The following is a 20,439-nucleotide window of genomic DNA, read 5'->3' on the forward strand; positions in this document are numbered from 1 at the left end:
ACGTCAGAGGCCGAGCGCGGTGACGGCGTTGCCGTGCAGGCCCGCGTGCTGTCGGGAGTAGATCGCGATCATCCGCTGGTCGGTGTGTCCGCTCTGGGTCATGATCTGTTCGGCGCTCGCGTCGTTGCGGACCGCCTGGGTCACGAATCCGGCCCGGAGGCTGTGCCCGCCGAGCAGGGCAACGAACTCCTCGGCGTACCCGGCCCCGACGGCGCGGCGCTTGATCATCGACGCGATCGCCTGTCCGGACAGGGCTTTGGCACCCAGGCCACCGGTACGGTGCACGGGCCGGAACAACGGCCGGACCTCGGACTCACGGCGCCCGAGTGCGCCGCGGCAACGATGCGTGAGGGGTTCGGTGTCTGGCTCTGCGAGCAACGCGCTGAGCGCGGGTTTGCCGTCCCGGTCCCACGCGTCCAGCACCTCGCGCCACCGCCAGTAGGCGCATACGGGGCAGGTGATCTCGGCGGAGCCGTAGGGCAGTGTGACCGTACGTCCCGCCGCGGCTTGGTCGGTCTTCGACCGGCGGATCGTCACATACAGTCCGTCCGCCCGGTGCGGGACGACGTCGCCGACCGCGAGCCCTGACAGTTCCGACCGCCGCATCGCGCCGGTCAGTCCGAGTAGCAGCAGCGCAGTGTCCCGCCGCTCGGCAGCCCGGTCGGCCCACGAGCCGTGTGCGGACTGGGCACGCATGGACTCGACGATGCTGCGGATGTCGGCGGTGAGCAGCGGCTCGCGCCGAACCGGCGGCGTGGCCCTGGTACGGGCGATACCTCGCAGGATCTCGCGCACGGTGGAGGACTGCCCCGGCTTGGGATGGCCGGCGAGCGAGTGCACCTTGTTGATCGAGGCGACCCAGCGCGTCATTGTCGACGACGCGTAGGCGGGTCGGCCGTCCGGCCGCACCTCCGAGGACTTCTCGGTCAGGAACCAGCCGACGAGGTCAGGGGAGGCGGGCAGCGGATCCCGGCCGACGCGCGTGCACCAGCGGATGAAGCTGGTCCAGTCACTCAGTTGCGCGGCGCGAGTGTTGGGGGAGACGGATTCGACGCGCAGGCGATGCATGGCCGCGGCTGCGTCGACCGGGACCGCGAGCGCTCCGGCCGACGAGTCGCCAGCGGTGAAGGATTCGAGTTCGGCCGCCACGACACAGGACGATACGTGGCCGAACCGACAGTTCGCGGCCGGCAGCACGATCCGGGGCGCGACATCTCGGCCAACCGTCACATGACGTAACGGGACCGGGGTGTCGGCGTCCGGAACGCGCTCTGGACGCCGACACGCGGGGCATCTTCGTCGCCACCGCGGCGGTGCGACACTCCGCCGCGAGTCCTCACTCGTCCCGTCACATCGCGGCCGGCCCACTTTTCCGAATCCGTTTCTCCGACGGTTCGGTGCACAATTCCGACCCGAAATCCTCTCAGTCGCTAACTCACGATAAGTGGGGATTATGACGATCAAGTGTCATCGTTTCATTACATACGGCGTAACGTAACATGCAACGTAACGTAACTTTAAGGGCGGACGCGCAATGAAAAGGGGAGTGCACGTGAACACCGAGGACGAGAAGGACGCGGATACCGCCGAGGAACCGAAGGCGCGCCCAGGCCGTCCCCGGCAGTACGCCAGCGACGCAGACCGCGTCAGGGCCTTCCGCTCGCGCCGGAAGGCCCGCGAGCAGCAGGGCGAACTCGACGCGCTCGCAACCGCGACGCCGGGCGAGGTGGTCGGGGTCCTCGAACGGACACTCGACGACCTCCGAACCGTCACCGCCAATTCGATCGAGCAGTTCAACGTGTTCGCCCGGCAGATCACCGCCGCCGTGGACAAGCTCAGCGACCCGGACGCGCTCGACGTTGCACTGCACCGCGCCACCGTCGAACTCGCGCAGACGAAGGCGAAGTACGAGACGGACCTGGCCGAGCTGCGGACACGGCACGAGGCCGCGGTGGAGGATCGGGCGAACGCAGAGGCCACCGTCGACGCGGTCGACGCCGAACTCTCTGCCGCGGTAGAGAATCACCGGCTCGAACTCGAACGACTGTCCGCTGACCACCAGGCCGAGCTCCGGGATCTGGAGCAGACCCACGCGGCGGAGCTACGAGCCGCGACCGAGCGGGTGGCGGCCGTTGAGGCGGATCGCGACACCCGCCTGTCCGTCGCGGAGTCCGACCTCGACGATCTGCGCAGCAGGTTCCGCGAGGCGCAGTCCCTGGCGGAGGCGGCCGAACGAAGGGCCGCGTCCGCCGAACAGTCCGCGGCCGTATCGGAGCAGCGTGCCGAGCAGGCAGGCGTGGCGGCCGAACAACGCCTCGCGCAGGTCGTCGCCTCGGCCGAGCAACGGATCGCCGACATGCGCGCCGCGGCCGAACTCGCGGCGAACACTACGGCGGCGACCATCGCGCGGCTCGAGAAGTCCGTCGACCACGAGCGGGCGGCGGCCACCACCGCCCGTGAACGCGCCGACACCCTCAGGGACGACCTCGAGCTGGCCCGCCTCGACACCCGCGAGGCGCGCACCGCCGAGGCCGCACTGCGGGAGAAGTTGGACGAGCTGCGCCAGCGCGCTCGGGAAGGTGAGCCTCCAGAGACCGCGACGACGTGACGCTGATCGGAACCTGACCGACCCTGGCGATTCCTTGACAGGTCCCGGCCGCATGGAACCATGGTGAATGGGTATTCGCGACACGCACCGCGACCACAGGAGCGCCGTCATGACTGTTTCCTCACCGACCAGGCAGGGATTCGGATCGATCCGCGCGGGCGGACTGAACTGGGATTCCTTCCCGCTGCGACTGTTCGCCAAGGGGAACTCACTGTTCTGGGATCCGGCGAACATCGACTTCCGGCGCGACGCCCAGGACTGGCGCGAGCTCAACAGCGAACAGCAGCGCAGCGCGACCTACCTGTGCACCCAGTTCATCGCGGGTGAGGAGGCCGTCACCGAGGACATCCAGCCGTTCATGAAGGCGATGTCCGCGGAGGGGCGGCTCGGCGACGAGATGTACCTGACACAGTTCTGCTTCGAGGAGGCCAAGCACACCGCCGTCTTTCGGCTGTGGATGGACGCGGTGGGACTGACCGGCGATCTGCATCCCTTCGTCGCGGAGAACCCGTACTACCGGACCCTCTTCTACGAGGAACTCCCCGGCGCTCTCGGTGTCCTCGAGACCGACCCGAGTCCGGCCAACCAGGTGCGCGCCAGCGTCACCTACAACCACGTGATCGAGGGCAGCCTCGCCTTGACGGGCTATTTCGCCTGGCAGAAGGTGTGCACCAAGGAGGGGATCCTGCCCGGGATGCAGGAGCTGATCCGCCGGATCGGCGTCGACGAGCGCAGGCACATGGCGTGGGGCACCTTCACCTGTCGGCGTCACGTCGCCGCCGACGACTCGAACTGGGGCGTCGTGCAGCAGCGGATGACCGAGCTGATGCCGCTCGCGCTCGGCATGATCGACTGGGTCAACAAGCAGTTCGAGGTTCAGCCGTTCGGGCTCGACGAACAGGAGTTCATCGACTACGCCGCCGACCGGGCGCAGCGCAGGCTCGTCGCCATCGAGTCGGCCCGCGGCCGCCCGCTCGAGGAGATCGACGTCGACTACTCGCCCGAGGCACTCGAGGACCAGTTCGGCAGGGAGGACGCGGCCGTCTTCGTCGAGGCCAGCGAGTGAGTTCGGCTAGACGATGAAGGTCCCGGTCGACGGACTGTTCGAACAGATCGGGGCACTGCCCAGGTTGATCGATCCGAACGCGGTGGCGATGACCTCGCCGTGCCCGGTGCGCACGGTCTTGGACAGGTAGGGGTACTTGCCCTCGAGGTCCACGATTCCGCTCTGGCCGGTGGTGGTGTTCAACCACGCCACCGTCACCTGTCCGGCCGCCGGGATCGGCGGGGCGGCAGGGAAGGACTGGAACCTGATCTCGCCGGGTGCGATCCCCGGTTCGGGCCCCGACTGCCCGGTCGCCGCGGTGAGCGACATCAGGCTGCCCTGGTTGGGACAGCCGATGGTCAACACGGGCAGGCCGAACGGGTGGGGTGGCAGGGCGGTGGCCGGCCCGGCCATCAGTCCGCCGATGAGGGCTGCCGTGGCCGCGGGGGCGGCCAGGGTGAGGATCATCCGAGTGGTGCGTAGAGCGCGCATTGCTGCTCCCTGGGTCCGAATGTCATTGCCGGACCGGTCGCGGCGGGGCACACGGCCGAGTCCCCGACGAGCAATGTATGACCTAGATCACACTAGTCGCCGGCGGTGGGACGGTCGAGCGGCGATGCTCAGCGGCCGAGCAGGGTGCCCAGGCCCATGACCCGCTGCACCGCGATCTCGACGACGACCCGGGTCGGGTTCTCCCGCGGCTGGCGGTACCGGGCGGCGTAGCGGGCGACGGCGTCCGCGACCGCCTCGGGGTCGGAGCGCACGGTCGCCGGCCCCTCGAGGGTCAGCCACCGGGGGCCCTCGATCTGGGTGACAGCGGCGTACCCGCGGCGCTCGGCGTTGATCGCCTTCTGCGATCCGCCGTTTGTGATCACCCTGGCGAGCCCGCTCTCCGGATCCCAGGTGAACCCGACCGCCACCACGTGCGGGGTGCCGTCCAGGCGCAGCGTCGAGAGGGTGGCCAGGTGCCGATCGGTGAGGAAGGCGAGCGCCTCGGCCGACAGATCTGCTGGGTTGAAGGGGGTGCGGGCCATGTGCCGACCGTAGTCCAGCACACTTGACGGTATGAGTGTCGGATCAGTCGTCATCCTCGGGGGCCGCAGCGAGATCGGTCTCGAACTGGCCACCAGACTCGCCCCCGGGCGGACCGTCGTCCTGGCCGCGAGGCGAAGCGTGGACCTCGAAGACGAACGCCGGGCGGTGCTGGCCGCCGGAGCCACCTCGGTCGAGACCGTCGAGTTCGACGCCGACCGCCTCGCCGACCACGCCCGGGTGCTGTCGGAGATCGTCGAGCTCGGCCCGATCGACGTGGTGGTGCTGGCCTTCGGCATTCTCGGCGACCAGGCCCGCGCCGAGACGGATGCCCAGCACGCGGTGAACGTCATCCACACCGACTTCGTCGCGCAGGTCGGCGTGCTCACGCACCTCGCGCAGCTGCTGCGTGCGCAGGGATCGGGGCGGATCGTCGTGTTCTCCTCGATCGCGGGCGCCCGGGTGCGGCGCGCGAACTACGTGTACGGCTCGGCCAAGGCGGGGCTCGACGGCTTCGCCAGCGGGCTCGGTGACGCCCTCGCGGGCAGCGGCGTGAGTCTGCTGCTGGTCCGTCCCGGCTTCGTCGTCGGCAAGATGACCGAGGGGATGAGCCCGGCGCCGATGTCGAGCACCCCGGGGCAGGTCGCGGATGCGGTGGTCAAGGCGCTGAGCCGGGGCCGCGAGCGCGTGTGGATCCCCGGCATGCTGCGCCTGGCCATCTTCGTGATGCGGCTGGTGCCACAACGTATCTGGCGACGGATGCCGCGATGACCGAGCTGCTGACCGTCGTCGGCATCGGTGCGGACGGATGGTCCGGGCTGTCCCCGAACGCGCAGCGCGCGATCACCGACGCAGAGGTACTGATGGGGTCGCCGCGCCAGTTGGACCTGGTCCCGGTCGGCGACGACGGATCGGAGACCGTGCGGGTGTCCTGGCCGTCGCCTCTCGTACCCGCGCTGCCCGGCCTGCTCGCCGAGCACGAGGGCAGGCGGGTGTGTGTGCTCGCCAGCGGCGACCCGATGTTCCACGGCATCGGGGTGACCCTCACGAACCTCGTCGGTCCCGAACGGATGCGGGTGATCGCGCACCCCTCCTCCGCCTCGTTGGCCTGCGCCCGGCTCGGCTGGGCGTTGCACGAGATCCCTGTCGTGAGCGTGGTGAACCGGCCCGTCGAGGTCATCACCCCGGAACTGGCCGACCACCGGCGGTTCCTGGTTCTCAGTCGCGACGCGGGCACCCCGACGGCGCTGGCCGCGCTGCTCCGCGAGAACGGCTACGGCGGTAGTGAACTCGCTGTGCTCGAGCAGCTCGGCGGCGATCGCGAGCGGATCGTGCGGGGGCGGGCGGATGGCTGGGATCATCCGACCGGCGACCCCCTCAACGTCGTCGCGGTCCGCTGCGTGCGGGGCGTCGCGACACCGCGACTGACCCGCGTGCCCGGCCTCCCCGACGAGGCGTACGAGTCCGACGGCCAGCTCACCAAGCAGGAGATCCGGGCCCTGACCCTGTCCGCACTCGCCCCGGGCCCCGGCGAGCTGCTGTGGGATGTCGGCGGCGGAGCGGGCAGCATCGGAATCGAGTGGATGCGTGCCGACGCCGGCTGCCGTGCGATCGGTTTCGAGCGCGATCCCGATCGCGCGGCCCGGATCGCGACCAATGCCCGACGGCTGGGCGTGCCCGGGCTCGAGATCCGCGGCTCCGCACCGGACGCACTCGCAGGTGCACCGACACCGGACGCGATCTTCCTCGGTGGCGGCGTCACCGCGTCCGGGGTGTTCGAGACCTGTTGGGACCGACTGCCGCCCGGCGGCCGGATGGTGGTGAACGCGGTGACCGCGGAATCCGAGACCCTCGTACTGCGGTGGCACGGGCTGCACGGCGGCACGCTGCGCAAGTTCCAGGTCTATCGGGGCGGGCCGCTCGGCGGGTTCACCGCATGGCGGCCGCAGCTGCCCGTTGCCCAGTGGATCGCGACAAAGAAGGAATCAACCCAGTGACCGTCCATTTCATCGGAGCGGGCCCCGGCGCCGCCGACCTCATCACGGTGCGCGGCCAGCGGATCATCGGCCGTAGCCCCGTGTGCCTGTACGCGGGCAGCCTGGTCCCCGCCGAACTCCTCGCGATGTGCCCCGAGGGCGCGGAGATCGTCGACACCGCGCGCCTGAGCCTCGACGAGATCACCGACCGCCTCATCGCGGCCGACCGGGCCGGGCTGGACGTGGCGCGGTTGCACTCGGGCGACCCGTCCATCTACAGCGCGGTCGCCGAACAGGCGCGCCGCCTCGATGCGGCGGGGGTCGGCTACGAGATCGTGCCCGGGGTACCGGCATTCACCGCCGCCGCAGCGGCGCTGGGCCGCGAACTGACCGTCCCGGGGGTGTCCCAGTCGATCGTCCTCACCCGGGTCTCGACGCTGTCCACCGCCATGCCGCCGGGCGAGGACCTGGCGACACTCGGAGCGAGCGGGGCCACGCTGGTCATCCACCTGGCCGCGCACCGCATCGATCAGGTCGCCGAGGAGTTGCGCGCCCCCTATGGCGGCGACTGCCCCGTCGCGGTGGTCGCATTCGCCAGCCGACCGGACGAGATCATCCTGCGGGGGACCGTCGACTCGATCGCCGCCCAGGTTCACGCGGCCGGGGTGACCAAGACCGCCGTGATCATCGTCGGCCGGGTACTGAGCGCCGAGGGATTCCCGGACAGCTACCTGTACTCGGCCTCGCGGCGTCGAACCGACCACTGATGGCGCCGACGGTGCGCGTGCTGATCCTCGGCGGGACCTCCGAGGCCCGATCCCTGGCGGCACGGCTGTCGGAGGCATCGGACGTCGAGGTCGTCTCGTCGCTCGCCGGGCGGGTCCGCGACCCGAGGCTCCCCGAGGGCGAGGTGCGGATCGGCGGATTCGGGGGAGTGGCAGGCCTGCGAGACTGGCTTCGCGACAACGCCATCCGTGCCGTGCTCGACGCCACCCACCCGTTCGCGGCCCGCATCTCGAGCAACGCCGCCGCGGCCACGACCGAGGCGGGCCTCCCGTTCGCCGTACTGCAACGGCCACCGTGGTCGCCCCGGTCGGGGGACAGCTGGCTGGAGGTGGACTCGCTCGACGCTGCCGCGGCCGCGCTGCCGGAGCTGGGCCGCCGGGTCTTCCTCACCATCGGGAGGCAGGGCGTGGACCGATTCGCCACGGTGAACGCCGACTTCCTGGTCCGAGCGATCGATCCGCCGGAAGGCCCGACACCGGCCCGGATGACGCTCCTGCTCGACCGCGGCCCCTTCGACGTCGGCCGTGAGTCCGCGCTGATGCGAGAGCACCGCATCGACGTGCTGGTCTCCAAGAACAGCGGGGGCGACCTGACGGTCGCGAAACTCACGGCGGCGCGCGAGCTCGGCATCCCGGTCCTGATGGTGCGTCGGCCGCCGAATCCGCTCGGCGTCACGGTGTTCGACGGCGTCGACGAGGCGGAGCGCTGGCTACTCGCCGTCGCCGGCTGACCTGTCCTCGGCGGGAGCCTCGACCGCCTTGTCCGCCACTGCCCGCGCCAACGCGTCCAGGTGCTTTTTGGTCCCCTCGGTGTCGCGATCGACCAGCCACCGCAGCACCAATCCGTCCAGGGTCGCGAGCCCGAAACGAGCGATCGCGGAAACAGGCTCGGACCACGCGGTTCCGGTTGCCCGCGCACATTCGTCCATGAAGGCCGCGACCTCGGCCGTCATGTGCTCCCGTTGGGCAACGGCGATCGCGCCCGCCCGGGGGAAACCGGCCTCGCGCTGGCGGAGCGATTGGGTCATGATCTCGTAGGTCAGCAGTCGCCGCTCCGGGTTGGCCTCGATCACCGGCCAGCCCCACTCGAGACCCGTTCGGATCAGCGCGTAGATGCCTTCCCTGCCACGCAGCTCCGGCCGGTCTTCGACGGTGTCGAACGTGATGCGGGCAGAGCCACTGAGCTCAAGGACGAGTTGCTCGGCCATCGCGACCACGAGCTCTTCCTTGTTCTCGAAGCAGTACTGGACCATTCCGATCGACACGCCCGTGTGCGCGGCGACCGCCCTGATGGTGACGGCGTCCATGCCGCCACGTTTGGCCAGTTCCAGCGCGCTCATCACCAAGGTGGCGCGCCGCTCATCCCCAGTGAGCCTACTTCCCATTCAGCGATCCTAGCGCTTGACAGACACTCTGTTGGACAATCGTCCAACAGAGTGCCGCGTGTCGGCCGCTCGTCTGGGATCTCAACCGCGTCAAGCGGGTTCAGCGCACGAACATCACGCCGGGTAGCGGCGAGGCGTGAACACCATCGTGCCCTCGGCGCCGTCGACCACGGTGGTCAGCGAGGAGCCGATGATCAGCAGGCAGCGCATGTCGATCTCGGACGGGTCGAGCTCACCGAGGGTGACGATCCGAACGCTCTCCTGCGGACCCGCGACGTCGCGGCCGATGATGACCGGGGTCGCGGGATCGCGATGCTCGAGCAGCAGGTCCCGCATCGCGCCCACCTGCCAGGTGCGCGAGCGCGACGCCGGGTTGTAGACGGCGATCGCCATGTCCGCCGCGGCCACCGCGGAGATCCGCTTGGCGACGATGTCCCACGGCTTGAGCCGATCGGAGAGCGAGATCACCGCGTAGTCGTGACCGAGGGGGGCACCGGCGCGGCTGGCGACGGCGTTGGCCGCGGTCATGCCGGGCAGCACCCGGACAGGGACGCCGGACCACTGGTCGTCGGAGGCCATTTCGATCACCGCGGCGGCCATCGCGAACACACCGGGGTCACCGGAGGACACCACGACCACCCGCGCTCCGCGCTTGGCCAGGTCCAACGCCATTGCCGCACGCTCGGATTCGACCTTGTTGTCGCTCGCGTGCCGGTTCTGGCCGTCGATCACGGGCACCCGGTTGACGTAGGTGGTGTACCCGACGATGTCGGTCGCGCGAGCCAGCTCCGCACGCACCTCGGGGGTAGTCCATGCATCGTCGCCGGGCCCGAGCCCGACGACGGTGACGTATCCCGTGGACGCCTGCCGGTCCGCGGAGGCACGGTTGTTGGACGGACTCGGCACCAACGCGATCGAGAAGTACGGCACCTGCGACTCGTCCACGTCGGCGGCCGCGATCACCCGCTGTTTGGGGGTGCTGGCCCGTTCGACGTAGCTCGCCTCGGCGAGCCGGCCGGAATCGGAGAGCGCCTGCCGCACGGCGGGAAAGGTGCGGCCGAGCTTGAGGATCGCGGCCGAATCGGTCTCCCTCAACCTCCTGGTCAGCTCCTCGACGGGAAGGGTTCCCGGCAGCACGGTGAGGATCTCGTCGCGCTCGACGAGGGGAGTGCCGAGCGCGGCGGAGGCCGCGCTGATCGAGGTGACGCCCGGGATCACCTCCGCCTCGAACCGGTCCTGCAACCGCTTGTGCATGTGCATGTACGAGCTGTAGAAGAGCGGGTCGCCCGCCGCCAGCAGCGCCACCGTCCGACCCGCCTCGAGATGCTTCGCCAACCGCTCCGCGGCCACCGCGTAGAACTCGTCGATCGCGCCCTGGTAGCCGCCCGGGTGATCGACCGTCTCGGTGGTGACCGGGTAGACCAGGTGTTCCTCGATCTGACCGTCCCGCATGTAGGGCTGCGCGACGGCGCGCGAGATGCTGCGGCCGTGCCTGGCGCTGTGGAACGCGATGACGTCGGCCTCGGCGATGATCCGGGCCGCCTTCACCGTCACCAGCTCCGGGTCGCCGGGGCCGAGCCCGATGCCCCACAGCTTGCCGGGGGTCACGCGATCCACCATCACTCCACCTCGCTGGCGATGGCGTTGAGCGCGGCCGCGGTGATCGCGCTGCCGCCGCGGCGGCCGCGGACGACCAGGTACTCGGAGCCGCCGCGGGCGATCAGCTCGTCCTTGGACTCGGCGGCGCCGATGAAGCCCACCGGTCCACCCACGATCGCCGCCGGGCGCGGTGCGCCCTGATCGATCATGTCGAGCAGGTGGAACAGCGCGGTCGGGGCGTTGCCGATCGCGACAACCGCGCCGTCGAGCTTGTCGCCCCACAGCTCGAGCGCGGCCGCGGATCGGGTGTTGCCCAGCTGCTCGGCGATCACCGGCACGCGCGGATCGGCCAGGGCGCAGAGCACCTCGTTGTTCGCGGGCAGGCGCTTGCGGGTGACCCCCGCGGCGACCATGGTCGCGTCACACAGGATCGGTGCGCCGGCCCGCAGCGCGGCACGGGCGGACTCGACGACGCCGGGGGTGAACGCGATGTCGTCGACCAGGTCGACCTGTCCCGACGCGTGGATCATCCGCACCACCACCTGCGATACGTCCGCCGGGAACCGGCCAAGGTCAGCCTCGGCCCTGATGGTGGCGAAGGACTGACGGTAGATCTCGGCGCCGTCGCGGATGTAGTCGGTCATGCGCCACACGATATGGGGTCAGCGCGGCCGTCGGTCCACCCGGTAGCCGTCGCCGGTGGCCACCACGTCGGCTACCTCCCCGCGGGGCCTGCCGCATTTGCGGTCGCAGCCCACCCAGTGCTGCCTGCCCTCCACCGGCAGCTCCCCGGCCGCCACTGCCGCGCCGAGGTCGCCGCGGACATCGGCAAGGGACTTGGCGCAGCCGGGGCTTCCCGTGCATGCGCTGACCTGCAGCCAGGGCGAGGCGGCGTCGAAGATCAGGCCCATCGGCGCGAGTACCCGCACGACCTGCTCCGCGGTCCATTCGTCGAGGTCGCACAGCAGCACCGATCGCCATGGCGTCACGACGAGGGGCTTGCCGACCGCGGCCAGGAACTCGGCGGTGCGCGCGGGGATCGCTCCCAGCGCGAGACCGGCGGCCAGAGTGACGCCACCGTCGCCGTGATCGAGCCAACCGATCGGCCCGGCCCCGTCGCCTGCCAGGTCGACGGGCTCCACCGTGGCCCGCAGGCCGAGACCGGCGAGGATCCGCTCGGGACCGCCGTCGATCTCGTGCAGCCGCCACTGCTCCCCGCGGATCTCCAGCAGGTGCCGGGCGGCCTCGAGCAGCACCGACACCCCGTCGGCCGCGGGGATCCGGGCGCCGGAGTCGCGGCCGGCCAGGACCAAGGTCACCTCGTCGGCGCCGACGGCGTGCAGCCCCAGGTCCGCGGACAGCCCCGAGACGTCGCCACGGCCGTCGTCGAGGGAGAACATCACCCGACCCGGCAGCTGCGCCAGCACCGGGTCGGCGCACAGGCCGCGGTCGAGTTCGCGCACCCAGTCGCGCACGTCGACCAGCCCACCGAGCCGCCCGGACAGGGGACTGGCGAGGATGTTGCGCACCCGTTCGTGGGTGGCCGAGGGCAGCAGGCCGATCTCGGCCAGCCGCTCGGCGAACCGGTCGGGGTCGGTGACCGCGCGTAGCTGCACATTGCCGCGCGAGGTCAGCTCCAGCTCACCCGCCGCGAGTTCGCGGGACGCCTCGGCCAGCGCCTGCAGCTGACCGGGTTCGAGGAACCCGCCGGGCAGCCGCACCCGGGCCAGCGCGCCGTCCGCCGCCTGGTGCACCTGGAGGGCTCCGGGGCAGGCGTCGGGGCGGGAACGGTCGGGGGTGTTCGGTTCAGCGGACATCGTCTCCAAGGTTACGTCCCGGCACCGGTAGCATCAGCGGCGCTTGCGGCAGCTCGAGAGGAAACCGGTGGGAATCCGGTGCGGTCGCGCCACTGTCACCCGACCGCCCGCTCTGCGGGCACCGGGGAGCCAGACCCTCCGCCGCTGCCGTTCCGAACCGATGGGGCGCGAAACCCCGAGGAGGCCTCACCGTGATCCTGCTGCTGTCGACGTCCGACACCGACCTGCTCAGCGCCCGTGCCAGCGGCGCGGAGTACCGCTGGGCGAACCCGTCCCGGCTCCTGGTGGACGACCTGCCCGGCCTGCTCGAGGGGGTAGAGCTGGTGGTGGTGCGCATCCTCGGTGGCCGCCGCGCCTGGGAGGACGGGCTCGACGCCGTCCTCGCCGCGGGCCTGCCGACGGTGGTGCTCGGCGGCGAGCTCGCCCCGGATGCCGAGCTGATGGAGCACTCGACGGTGCCGGGCGGCGTGTCCGCCGAGGCGCATTCGTACCTGGCCGAGGGCGGCCAGCAGAACCTGCTCCAGTTGCACCACTTCCTCACCGACACCGTGCTGCTCACCGGGTACGGGTTCGAGCCGCCTGCCCACACCCCCACCTGGGGTCACCTGGAGCGCGGCGCGGTCACGGAGATCGACGGCCCCACCATCGCGGTGCTCTACTACCGCGCCCAGCACCTGGCAGGCAACACCGAGTACGTCGAGGCGCTGTGCCGCGCGATCGAGGCCGCGGGCGCCAACGCGCTGCCCATCTTCTGCGCCTCGCTACGCACGGCCGAGCCGGAGCTGTTGACGACGCTCGGCACGGTCGACGCGATGGTCGTGACCGTCCTCGCGGCGGGCGGCACCAAGCCCGCGGGCGCATCGGCTGGCGAGGACGACGAGGCCTGGGATGTCACCGAACTGGCCGCGCTCGACGTGCCCATCCTGCAGGGCCTGTGCCTGACCAGCAGCCGCGAGGCCTGGGAGTCCAATGACGACGGCCTCTCGCCGATGGACGTGGCGACGCAGGTCGCGGTGCCCGAGTTCGACGGCCGGCTGATCACGGTTCCGTTCTCATTCAAGGAGATCGACGCCGACGGCCTCACCGCGTATGTGCCCGACCCCGAGCGGGCTGCCCGGGTCGCCGGCATCGCGGTGCGGCACGCCCGGCTGCGGCACATCCCCCTCGCGGAGAAGCGGATCGCGCTGATGCTCTCCGCCTATCCGACCAAGCACGCCCGTATCGGCAACGCCGTCGGCCTGGACACCCCGGCCAGCGCGATCGCGCTGCTCACCGAGATGCGCGCTGCCGGATACGACCTCGGGCCGCTCGACGGCGACGACGCGCTGCCCGGTCTGGCGGCAGGCGACGGCGACGCCCTGATCCATGCGCTCATCGCGGCGGGCGGGCAGGACCCGGACTGGCTGACGGCGGAGCAGCTCGAGGGCAACCCGATCCGCATCTCCGCTGCGCGGTACCGGCAGTGGTTCGCCACGCTGCCGCTGGACCTGCGCGAGGGCGTCGAGAAGCACTGGGGCGCCGCGCCGGGCGAGCTGTACGTGGACCGGTCGTCCGACCCCGACGGCGAGATCGTCATCGCCGCGATGCCGGTCGGCAACGTGGTCCTGATGGTGCAGCCGCCCCGCGGCTTCGGCGAGAATCCCGTTGCCATCTATCACGATCCGGATCTGCCGCCGAGCCACCACTACCTCGCCGCCTACCGTTGGCTGGCCGCCCGTCAGGACGAGGGCGGCTTCGGCGCGGACGCGGTGGTGCACCTGGGCAAGCACGGGAACCTGGAATGGCTGCCCGGCAAGACGCTCGGCATGTCCGCGTCCTGCGGCACCGACGCCGCGCTCGGTGAGCTGCCGCTGATCTACCCGTTCCTGGTGAACGATCCGGGCGAGGGCACCCAGGCCAAGCGCCGCGCCCACGCGACCCTGGTCGACCACCTGATCCCACCGATGGCCCGCGCCGAGAGCTACGGCGACATCTCGCGCCTCGAGCAGCTGCTCGACGAGCACTCCAACATCTCGGCGCTCGACCCGGCGAAGCTGCCCGCGATCCGCCAGCAGATCTGGACGCTGATGCGTGCGGCAAAGATGGACCACGACCTGGGCCTCGCGGAGCGCCCGGACGAGGACGTCTTCGACGACATGCTGCTGCACGTCGACGGCTGGCTGTGCGAGATCAAGGACGTGCAGATCCGCGACGGGCTGCACATCCTCGGCAAGGCACCCGAGGGCGACGCTGAGGTCGAGCTGGTGCTCGCGATCCTGCGGGCCCGGCAGATGTGGGGCGGCGAACGCACCGTCCCCGGCCTGCGCGAGGCGTTGGGGCTCAGCGAGGACGGCGACGAGGTCCGTACCCGGGTCGATGCGATCGAGGAGATCGCGCACCGGCTTGTCGCGGACCTGCAGGCCGCGGACTGGGCCCCGGCCGCCGCGGCACGGATCGGCGCCGACCACGGCGAACAGGTGGTGGCCGTACTGGAGTTCGCGGCGGCGGAGGTGGTGCCTCGGCTGCGGCAGACCGCAGGCGAGATCGCCCAGGTGCTGCGCGCCCTCGACGGCCGGTTCATCGCAGCCGGGCCCAGCGGGTCGCCGCTGCGCGGTCTGGTCAATGTGCTGCCCACCGGCCGCAACTTCTACTCGGTGGATCCGAAGGCGGTGCCGTCGCGGCTGGCCTGGGAGACCGGTCAGGCGATGGCCGAGTCGCTGCTTGCTCGCTACCTGGCCGATCACGGCGAGTACCCGCGCTCCGTCGGGCTGTCCGTGTGGGGCACCTCCGCGATGCGCACCTCCGGCGACGACATCGCGGAAGTCTTTGCCCTGCTGGGTGTCCGGCCGGTGTGGGACGAGGCGTCGCGCCGTGTCACCAGCCTGGAGGTCATCTCGCTGGAGGAGCTGGGCAGGCCCCGCGTGGATGTGACCGTCCGGATCAGCGGCTTCTTCCGGGATGCCTTCCCGCACGTGCTGGCGCTGCTCGACGACGCGGTCCGGATGGTCGCGGCCGTGGACGAGCCCGCCGAGAGCAACTACATCCGCGCCCATGCGCAGGCGGACCTGGCCGAGCACGGTGACGACCGCCGGGCGACCACCCGCATCTTCGGGTCCAAGCCGGGCACCTACGGCGCGGGACTGCTGCAGCTGATCGACTCGAAGAGCTGGCGCAACGACGCCGACCTCGCCGAGGTGTACACGACCTGGGGCGGCTACGCCTACGGCCGAGGCCTCGACGGCGCGCCCGCCTCCGACGACATGCGCACCGCCTACCGGCGAATCGCGGTGGCAGCCAAGAACACCGACACCCGCGAGCACGACATCGCCGACTCCGACGACTACTTCCAGTACCACGGCGGAATGGTCGCCACCGTCCGCGCGCTGACCGGGAAGTCGCCGGAGGCCTACATCGGCGACAGCACCCGCCCCGAGGCGGTCCGCACCCGCACGTTGTCGGAGGAGACCGCCCGGGTGTTCCGCGCGCGGGTGGTCAACCCACGCTGGCTCGAGGCGATGCGCAGGCACGGCTACAAGGGCGCCTTCGAGATGGCCGCGACCGTCGACTACCTGTTCGGGTACGACGCCACGACCAACGTCGTCGCGGACTGGATGTACGAGAAGCTTGCCGAGACCTACGTGCTGGACGAGCAGAATCGCAAGTTCATGACCGAGTCCAATCCCTGGGCCCTGCACGGGATCGCGGAGCGGCTGCTCGAGGCCGCCGAGCGCGACATGTGGGAGCAGCCGGAGCAGCAGACGCTGGACGGGCTGCGACAGGTCTACCTGGAGACCGAAGGTGAGCTCGAGGGGGAGTAATCGGGCCGGTTGCCCCCTAGGCTGATGCGCATGAGCCCCACGCTGAGCGAGATCGGTGCCACCAAGTACGTCCTGCTGACCACCTTCCGCAAGGACGGCTCAGCGGTCCCGACCCCGCTGTGGGCTGCGCTCGACGGCGACCGCCTGCTGCTGTGGACGGTCACCGACTCATGGAAGGTCAAGCGGATCCGTCGGAACCCGCAGGTGACGGTCGCGGCCTGCGATGTGCGCGGCAATCAAAAGGGTGACGCGGTCGAGGCGACCGCGGTGGTGCTCGACGACGCCGGGACGGAGCACGCCCGCGAGGTCATCACCCGCAAGTACGGGATCCTCGGCTGGATCACGGTCAAGGGCAGCCTGCTGCGCCGCGGCAAGACCGGCACGATCGGCCTGGCCGTCACCACACCCTGACGGCCTGTACCCGGCCGGTGCGCCGGGAGGGCGGCTGGGGCTCGTGAACGGACCGTCGAGCCCCACCCGTCGGGACGGTCCGTTCAGGCCAGTTGCCGGAGCGGCTACGAACCGAGGCTTCCGGAGCCGCCTACACTGCCGGAGCTGCCGTTGGAGCTGCCCGCACTGCCCGAGTTACTGCCGTTGCCGTCGGAGCTTCCGACACCGGGGATCTCGCGCGACTGGTACGTGATGATCACGGTCGGCAGTGCTCCCGGATTGGCCAACCCCTGACTGCCCCCGACTGGGACGAGGAACGATCCGCCGCCGCCGCCGGTCGTTCCGCCGCCGCCGCCGTAGAGGCCGCCGCCGCCGCCGTCGCCGAGCGCGCCCCCGAATCCGCCTTGACCGAAGCCACCCGCGCTACCCCCGAAACCCGCCGCACCACCGGCCGACTGGGTCCCGGCCTGGCCGCCCGCCGCACCGGGAGCGGAGACCGCCGCGTCGCCACCCGCTCCTGCGACACCGCCTGCACCGCCACCGGGCGCCACGACGAGACGAGACGCCAGCGCGACTTCCCGTCCGTTGTGCACGGACTTCGTTGCCACAGAGGAGAAACCGCCACCCCGGTTGAGGCCGGCCCCTCCGTCGACACCGGAGCGAATGTAGAGGGTCTGACCGGGAGTCACCGTGAGATCGGTGACGACCAGGCCACCGCGACCACCCTGCGCGCCTGCTCCTCTGCCCCCGATCGCCGACACATTCACAGACCACACATCACCCGGAATCGACAGGACGTACTCGTCCGCGAGTCCCGCGTCGTATGTGCACGTGGTGAGTGCCGGCGTGGTCGAGCACCCGACGGTCACTGCCGATGCCGTGCCCGCACCGAACACGACGGCCGCCGCGGATGCCGCCGTCAATCCGACGACAGCGGTGAGCCCCATCGCCCGACGAGCCCGCACCGCACCGTGTCGCCTACCCCGATCGATCATCAAACGTACCTCGCTGAATCGTTCCGATCCGGAGGCGGATGCCTCCGGATGGGGAAGCATGGCACGTCGAGAACGACCGCATGAGGGGAATGAGTAAGCGAATCACGCTACGTTTCCCTAGCTAGTCTTCGTTGAACCCGCGGAGCCGATTCAGTTCGCGCCGTTCACGTTTGGTCGGTCGGCCGGTTCCCCGATCACGCTCGGGCACCGCTAGCAGGACCTCGCGCGGCGGCGGAGGCGGCGTGCGGTCGATCAGGCACAGCGCTGCCTCCGCGGCACCGACGCGCTTCTTGATCGCCCGCGCCACCACCACGATCCGCTCGACACCGCCCGCACGAATCCGGATCTCGTCATCGGCACGAATCGGCTGAGCGGGTTTGGCCGAGATCCCGTTGACGCGAACATGGCCGGACCGGCACGCGGCCGCCGCGGCCGACCGGGTCTTGAACAGGCGAACCGACCAGGTCCAGCTATCCAACCGGACACTCGTGGTTTCTTCGGCGGACACGATATCCAGGATACTTCGCCGCTCTGGCACGGTGGTCAACGGCGACTGAGCCAGGCCAGCCGCACTGGCGGCAAGAATTCACCGACCTCCGCCCGCTCCCACCAGGCGCCGGTCGCTCGGCGCTCTGCGCGGGTCGTGAAGCGGTATCTGTACAGGGTTGCGCGGATGAAAACCGGCGGCGCAGCGGGGAACGGATTGCGGCGAAGCAGTTTCAGCGTCGCGGGATCGTTCTCGAGCAGCTTCGCGATGAACGCGGCGAACCACGCCCGCGCGTAGCTCGGAGAGATCGCAGCGAACCACATGAGCCAGTCGAGCCGTAGGTGATATGGCGCGAACTGGCCTGGCCGCCTGCGGACATCACCAGGTTTGCCTTTGAACTCGTACTCCTCCCAGATCGTGTCGGGCGTGAGGTGCTCATCGACAGTCCCCTCGACGATGACCTCATGTCGCAGCCGCGTCACGTGTCCGAATGCACCGTAGGTGTTGACCAGATGCCAGGGGTTGAACGAGGCGTTCATCAGCTGCCGGTGAGAGATCAGGTTCCGCACCGGCCAGTAGCTCAGCACGAGGACGAGCGCGGTCACCGCGAACACCGTCCCCACGTATGCCGGTGGTGTCGAACCGGATTCGGCCGGAATCGCGAGTACACCCGCAAAGAACCGGTCCGGGAGCACGGAGACGGCCAGCACGATCGCCATCCAGTTCAGCCAGGAGAAATTGCCGCTGGCGACCAACCAGAGCTGGGTGACGATCATGATCCCAGCCGCGATGCCGGCAATCGGCTGTGGAGCGAACAAACCGAACGGCACGATCAGCTGGGTGATGTGGTTTCCCGCGACCTCCACCCGGTGCAGGACCCGGGGGAGCCGGTGGAAGTGCCAGCTCAGCGGTCCTGGCATCGGCTGCGTCTCATGGTGGTAGTACAGACAGGTCAGATCGCGCCAACAACTGTCGCCGCGCATCTTGATCAGGCCTGCTCCGAACTCGAGCCGGAACAAGAGCCAGCGGAGCAGCAGCAGGATCGCCCACGGCGAGGCGGTATCGGCGTTTCCGGCAAAGACCGCCAGGAAGCCGGTCTCTAGTAGCAGCGATTCCCATCCGAAGGCGTACCAGGTCTGCCCCACGTTGACGATGGACAGGTAGAGCACCCACAGCGTGAGCCACACCAGCATGCATGCCGGAAGTGGCAGTCGGTCGGTCAGCCCGACCAGCGTGACAGCGGAGAGCGCGACGCCGGTCCAGGCAAGCGCGGCGAAGTACCGGTCCGAATAGTGCAAATGGAACAGGCTCGGATGACGGCGGAAGGAGGCATTCCGCAGGAACAGGGAAATCGGCAGCAGCCCGTCGCTCCCCAGCAGTGGCCGGAACTGGTTCACCGCGGACAAGAAGGCAACGAGGTAGATGGCGGCAAGCCCCTCCTTGAAGAGCAACCGCCCGAGTGAATAGCCCTCCGCAACGAACCAATCCATGTCCGTCACCTCACGACGACGGGACCTTCACCACTTTGCATGCCGAATCTGCCTACCGAATCGGACGTTACTCCTCGATACGACGGTCAGGGTCACCGAAGCGAGGGGTTGAGGAGCACACGCCGGTCGAGGACGAGCCGCACATTCGGCGCGGCTCGTCCTCGACCGGTGTTCACTCGTCAGTCCCGACGCAGCGGATCAGGATCCGCTGCTACCGAAGGAGTCGCAGAACGAGCCACAGCCGTCGCCGAGTCCGGGAATCAGGCCGGCGCCGAGGGTGAAGGTGAAGCCGACAACAGGCGCGGTGCCCGCCTTCGCGAGTCCCTTTTCACCACCGGCAGGCACCAGGAACGACCCACCGCCGCCACTGCCGCCCGCAGCGCCGCCGCCACCACCGTAGTAGCCGCCGCCGCCACCACCACCGGTACCGAACGCGGCGCCGCCGATGCCGAGAACACCCGGCTGACCGGGGTTCGAGTCGACCCCACCCGCGCCGCCGGCAGCGTCGGTACCCACCTTGCCGCCCTTGACGCCGGCGGCCGATTCACCCGCGTTGCCGCCCGCTCCGGCAGAGCTGGCCGCTCCGCCGCCCGGAGCGACGAGAATACGGGAGTTCATGGCACCGACCGGGTCGGTCTTGATGGACTTGGTCGACACGCTGGAGAAGCCGCCACCCTTGTTGGTGCCGTCGCCTCCGTCGACTCCGATCCTGATGTACAGCGTCTGCCCGGGGGTCACCGGTACGTCGGCGGCGACCTTACCGCCGAGACCGCCGGCTCCGGTGTACTGAGAGCTCCCGCCAGCACCGCCGATCGCGGTGACGCGCATCTTGGTGACACCTGCGGGGACGACCAGGGACTGCTCGTCCGGTGTGACGGTGTAGCCACAGGTCACGAAGGGGCCCGACTGCGCACATCCCGCGGCAGCGTTCTCAGCGGAAGCGGTCCCCGCACCAGCGGCAGCCGCAGCCACGGTCAGTCCGAGCGCGGCAGTGATTCCCATTGCACGCCGTGCCCGCGCCGAACCGGTGCGC

Annotated in this window: 19 protein-coding genes; 8 read left to right on the forward strand and 11 right to left on the reverse strand. The window is 70.1% G+C overall.

Translation table 11 applies throughout. The annotated features are described in order from the left end of the window. Positions 1 to 3: 3 nt before the first annotated feature. Positions 4 to 1,149: a site-specific integrase gene (locus FCG67_RS10510; RefSeq protein WP_246044987.1), complete on the reverse strand. Its 1,146-nt coding sequence runs from the start codon at positions 1,147 to 1,149 to the stop codon at positions 4 to 6. Between the two features lie 403 nt (positions 1,150 to 1,552). Between FCG67_RS10510 and FCG67_RS10515 the strand changes: the two genes are divergently transcribed. Both FCG67_RS10515 and FCG67_RS10520 read left to right on the forward strand, forming a co-directional pair. Further along, the gene (locus FCG67_RS10515; protein WP_136909563.1) at positions 1,553 to 2,608 is read left to right on the forward strand and encodes a coiled-coil domain-containing protein; all 1,056 of its coding nucleotides are present in this window, start codon (positions 1,553 to 1,555) and stop codon (positions 2,606 to 2,608) included. 109 nt (positions 2,609 to 2,717) lie between these two features. Then, the gene (locus FCG67_RS10520; RefSeq protein WP_136909565.1) at positions 2,718 to 3,674 is read left to right on the forward strand and encodes a R2-like ligand-binding oxidase; all 957 of its coding nucleotides are present in this window, start codon (positions 2,718 to 2,720) and stop codon (positions 3,672 to 3,674) included. Between the two features lie 6 nt (positions 3,675 to 3,680). On the opposite strand, the gene FCG67_RS10525 is transcribed toward FCG67_RS10520, so the two are convergent. Together FCG67_RS10525 and FCG67_RS10530 are read right to left on the reverse strand one after the other, a co-directional pair. Beyond that, on the reverse strand, positions 3,681 to 4,145 hold the full coding sequence (locus FCG67_RS10525) for a hypothetical protein (protein WP_136909567.1): 465 nt from the start codon (positions 4,143 to 4,145) through the stop codon (positions 3,681 to 3,683). A 128-nt stretch (positions 4,146 to 4,273) separates the two neighbouring features. Continuing rightward, a complete protein-coding gene (locus FCG67_RS10530; protein WP_136909569.1) occupies positions 4,274 to 4,687 on the reverse strand; it encodes a PPOX class F420-dependent oxidoreductase in 414 nt (137 codons plus the stop codon). A gap of 31 nt (positions 4,688 to 4,718) precedes the next feature. Between FCG67_RS10530 and dprE2 the strand changes: the two genes are divergently transcribed. Genes dprE2 through FCG67_RS10550 form a run of 4 tightly spaced genes read left to right on the forward strand, consistent with a single transcriptional unit; the run spans position 4,719 to position 8,177 of the window. Further along, positions 4,719 to 5,456 (forward strand): decaprenylphospho-beta-D-erythro-pentofuranosid-2-ulose 2-reductase, encoded by a 738-nt coding sequence (gene dprE2, locus FCG67_RS10535; RefSeq protein WP_136909571.1) that lies wholly within the window; start codon positions 4,719 to 4,721, stop codon positions 5,454 to 5,456. Further along, entirely contained in the window at positions 5,453 to 6,682 is a 1,230-nt protein-coding gene (gene cbiE, locus FCG67_RS10540; protein ID WP_136909573.1) for a precorrin-6y C5,15-methyltransferase (decarboxylating) subunit CbiE, read from the forward strand. The genes dprE2 and cbiE overlap by 4 nt, the downstream gene beginning before the upstream one ends. Next, positions 6,679 to 7,428, forward strand: a complete 750-nt coding sequence (cobM, locus tag FCG67_RS10545) for a precorrin-4 C(11)-methyltransferase (protein WP_077041670.1) — start codon at positions 6,679 to 6,681, stop codon at positions 7,426 to 7,428. The genes cbiE and cobM overlap by 4 nt, the downstream gene beginning before the upstream one ends. After that, entirely contained in the window at positions 7,428 to 8,177 is a 750-nt protein-coding gene (locus FCG67_RS10550; RefSeq protein WP_136909575.1) for a cobalt-precorrin-6A reductase, read from the forward strand. Before cobM ends, FCG67_RS10550 begins: the two co-directional genes overlap by 1 nt. Here the strand turns inward: FCG67_RS10550 and FCG67_RS10555 are convergent. The 4 genes from FCG67_RS10555 to cobG form a co-directional block, all read right to left on the reverse strand. After that, a complete protein-coding gene (locus tag FCG67_RS10555; RefSeq protein WP_136909577.1) occupies positions 8,157 to 8,831 on the reverse strand; it encodes a TetR/AcrR family transcriptional regulator in 675 nt (224 codons plus the stop codon). The genes FCG67_RS10550 and FCG67_RS10555 overlap by 21 nt on opposite strands. Before the next feature lie 114 nt (positions 8,832 to 8,945). Further along, complete coding sequence (gene cobJ / locus FCG67_RS10560; protein WP_136909579.1) at positions 8,946 to 10,451, reverse strand: precorrin-3B C(17)-methyltransferase; 1,506 nt, start codon at positions 10,449 to 10,451, stop codon at positions 8,946 to 8,948. Further along, positions 10,451 to 11,074, reverse strand: a complete 624-nt coding sequence (locus FCG67_RS10565) for a precorrin-8X methylmutase (protein ID WP_097209736.1) — start codon at positions 11,072 to 11,074, stop codon at positions 10,451 to 10,453. The genes cobJ and FCG67_RS10565 overlap by 1 nt, the downstream gene beginning before the upstream one ends. An 18-nt stretch (positions 11,075 to 11,092) precedes the next feature. Further along, positions 11,093 to 12,247 carry a precorrin-3B synthase gene (gene cobG, locus FCG67_RS10570; protein ID WP_136909581.1) on the reverse strand — a complete coding sequence of 385 codons (1,155 nt, stop codon included), beginning with the start codon at positions 12,245 to 12,247 and terminating at the stop codon, positions 11,093 to 11,095. A 191-nt stretch (positions 12,248 to 12,438) separates the two neighbouring features. On the opposite strand from cobG, the gene cobN reads away from it, so the two are divergent. Next, complete coding sequence (cobN, locus tag FCG67_RS10575; RefSeq protein ID WP_136909583.1) at positions 12,439 to 16,044, forward strand: cobaltochelatase subunit CobN; 3,606 nt, start codon at positions 12,439 to 12,441, stop codon at positions 16,042 to 16,044. A 30-nt stretch (positions 16,045 to 16,074) separates the two neighbouring features. Further along, positions 16,075 to 16,455, forward strand: a complete 381-nt coding sequence (locus tag FCG67_RS10580) for a PPOX class F420-dependent oxidoreductase (RefSeq protein WP_136909585.1) — start codon at positions 16,075 to 16,077, stop codon at positions 16,453 to 16,455. A 104-nt stretch (positions 16,456 to 16,559) separates the two neighbouring features. On the opposite strand, the gene FCG67_RS25175 is transcribed toward FCG67_RS10580, so the two are convergent. The 4 genes from FCG67_RS25175 to FCG67_RS24940 all read right to left on the reverse strand — a co-directional run bounded on the left by FCG67_RS25175 (position 16,560) and on the right by FCG67_RS24940 (position 20,408). Beyond that, positions 16,560 to 17,429: a hypothetical protein gene (locus FCG67_RS25175; protein WP_211243164.1), complete on the reverse strand. Its 870-nt coding sequence runs from the start codon at positions 17,427 to 17,429 to the stop codon at positions 16,560 to 16,562. A gap of 121 nt (positions 17,430 to 17,550) precedes the next feature. Next, positions 17,551 to 17,967, reverse strand: coding sequence for an RNA-binding S4 domain-containing protein (locus tag FCG67_RS10590; protein WP_246045010.1), 417 nt, complete (start codon positions 17,965 to 17,967; stop codon positions 17,551 to 17,553). A gap of 5 nt (positions 17,968 to 17,972) precedes the next feature. Continuing rightward, positions 17,973 to 19,406, reverse strand: a complete 1,434-nt coding sequence (locus FCG67_RS10595) for a lipase maturation factor family protein (RefSeq protein WP_136909587.1) — start codon at positions 19,404 to 19,406, stop codon at positions 17,973 to 17,975. Positions 19,407 to 19,604: 198 nt separating this feature from the next. After that, positions 19,605 to 20,408 (reverse strand): hypothetical protein, encoded by an 804-nt coding sequence (locus tag FCG67_RS24940; RefSeq protein ID WP_169310490.1) that lies wholly within the window; start codon positions 20,406 to 20,408, stop codon positions 19,605 to 19,607. Between the last annotated feature and the right edge of the window lie 31 nt (positions 20,409 to 20,439).

Source organism: Rhodococcus oryzae, assembly GCF_005049235.1.
Taxonomy (GTDB): domain Bacteria; phylum Actinomycetota; class Actinomycetes; order Mycobacteriales; family Mycobacteriaceae; genus Rhodococcus_G; species Rhodococcus_G oryzae.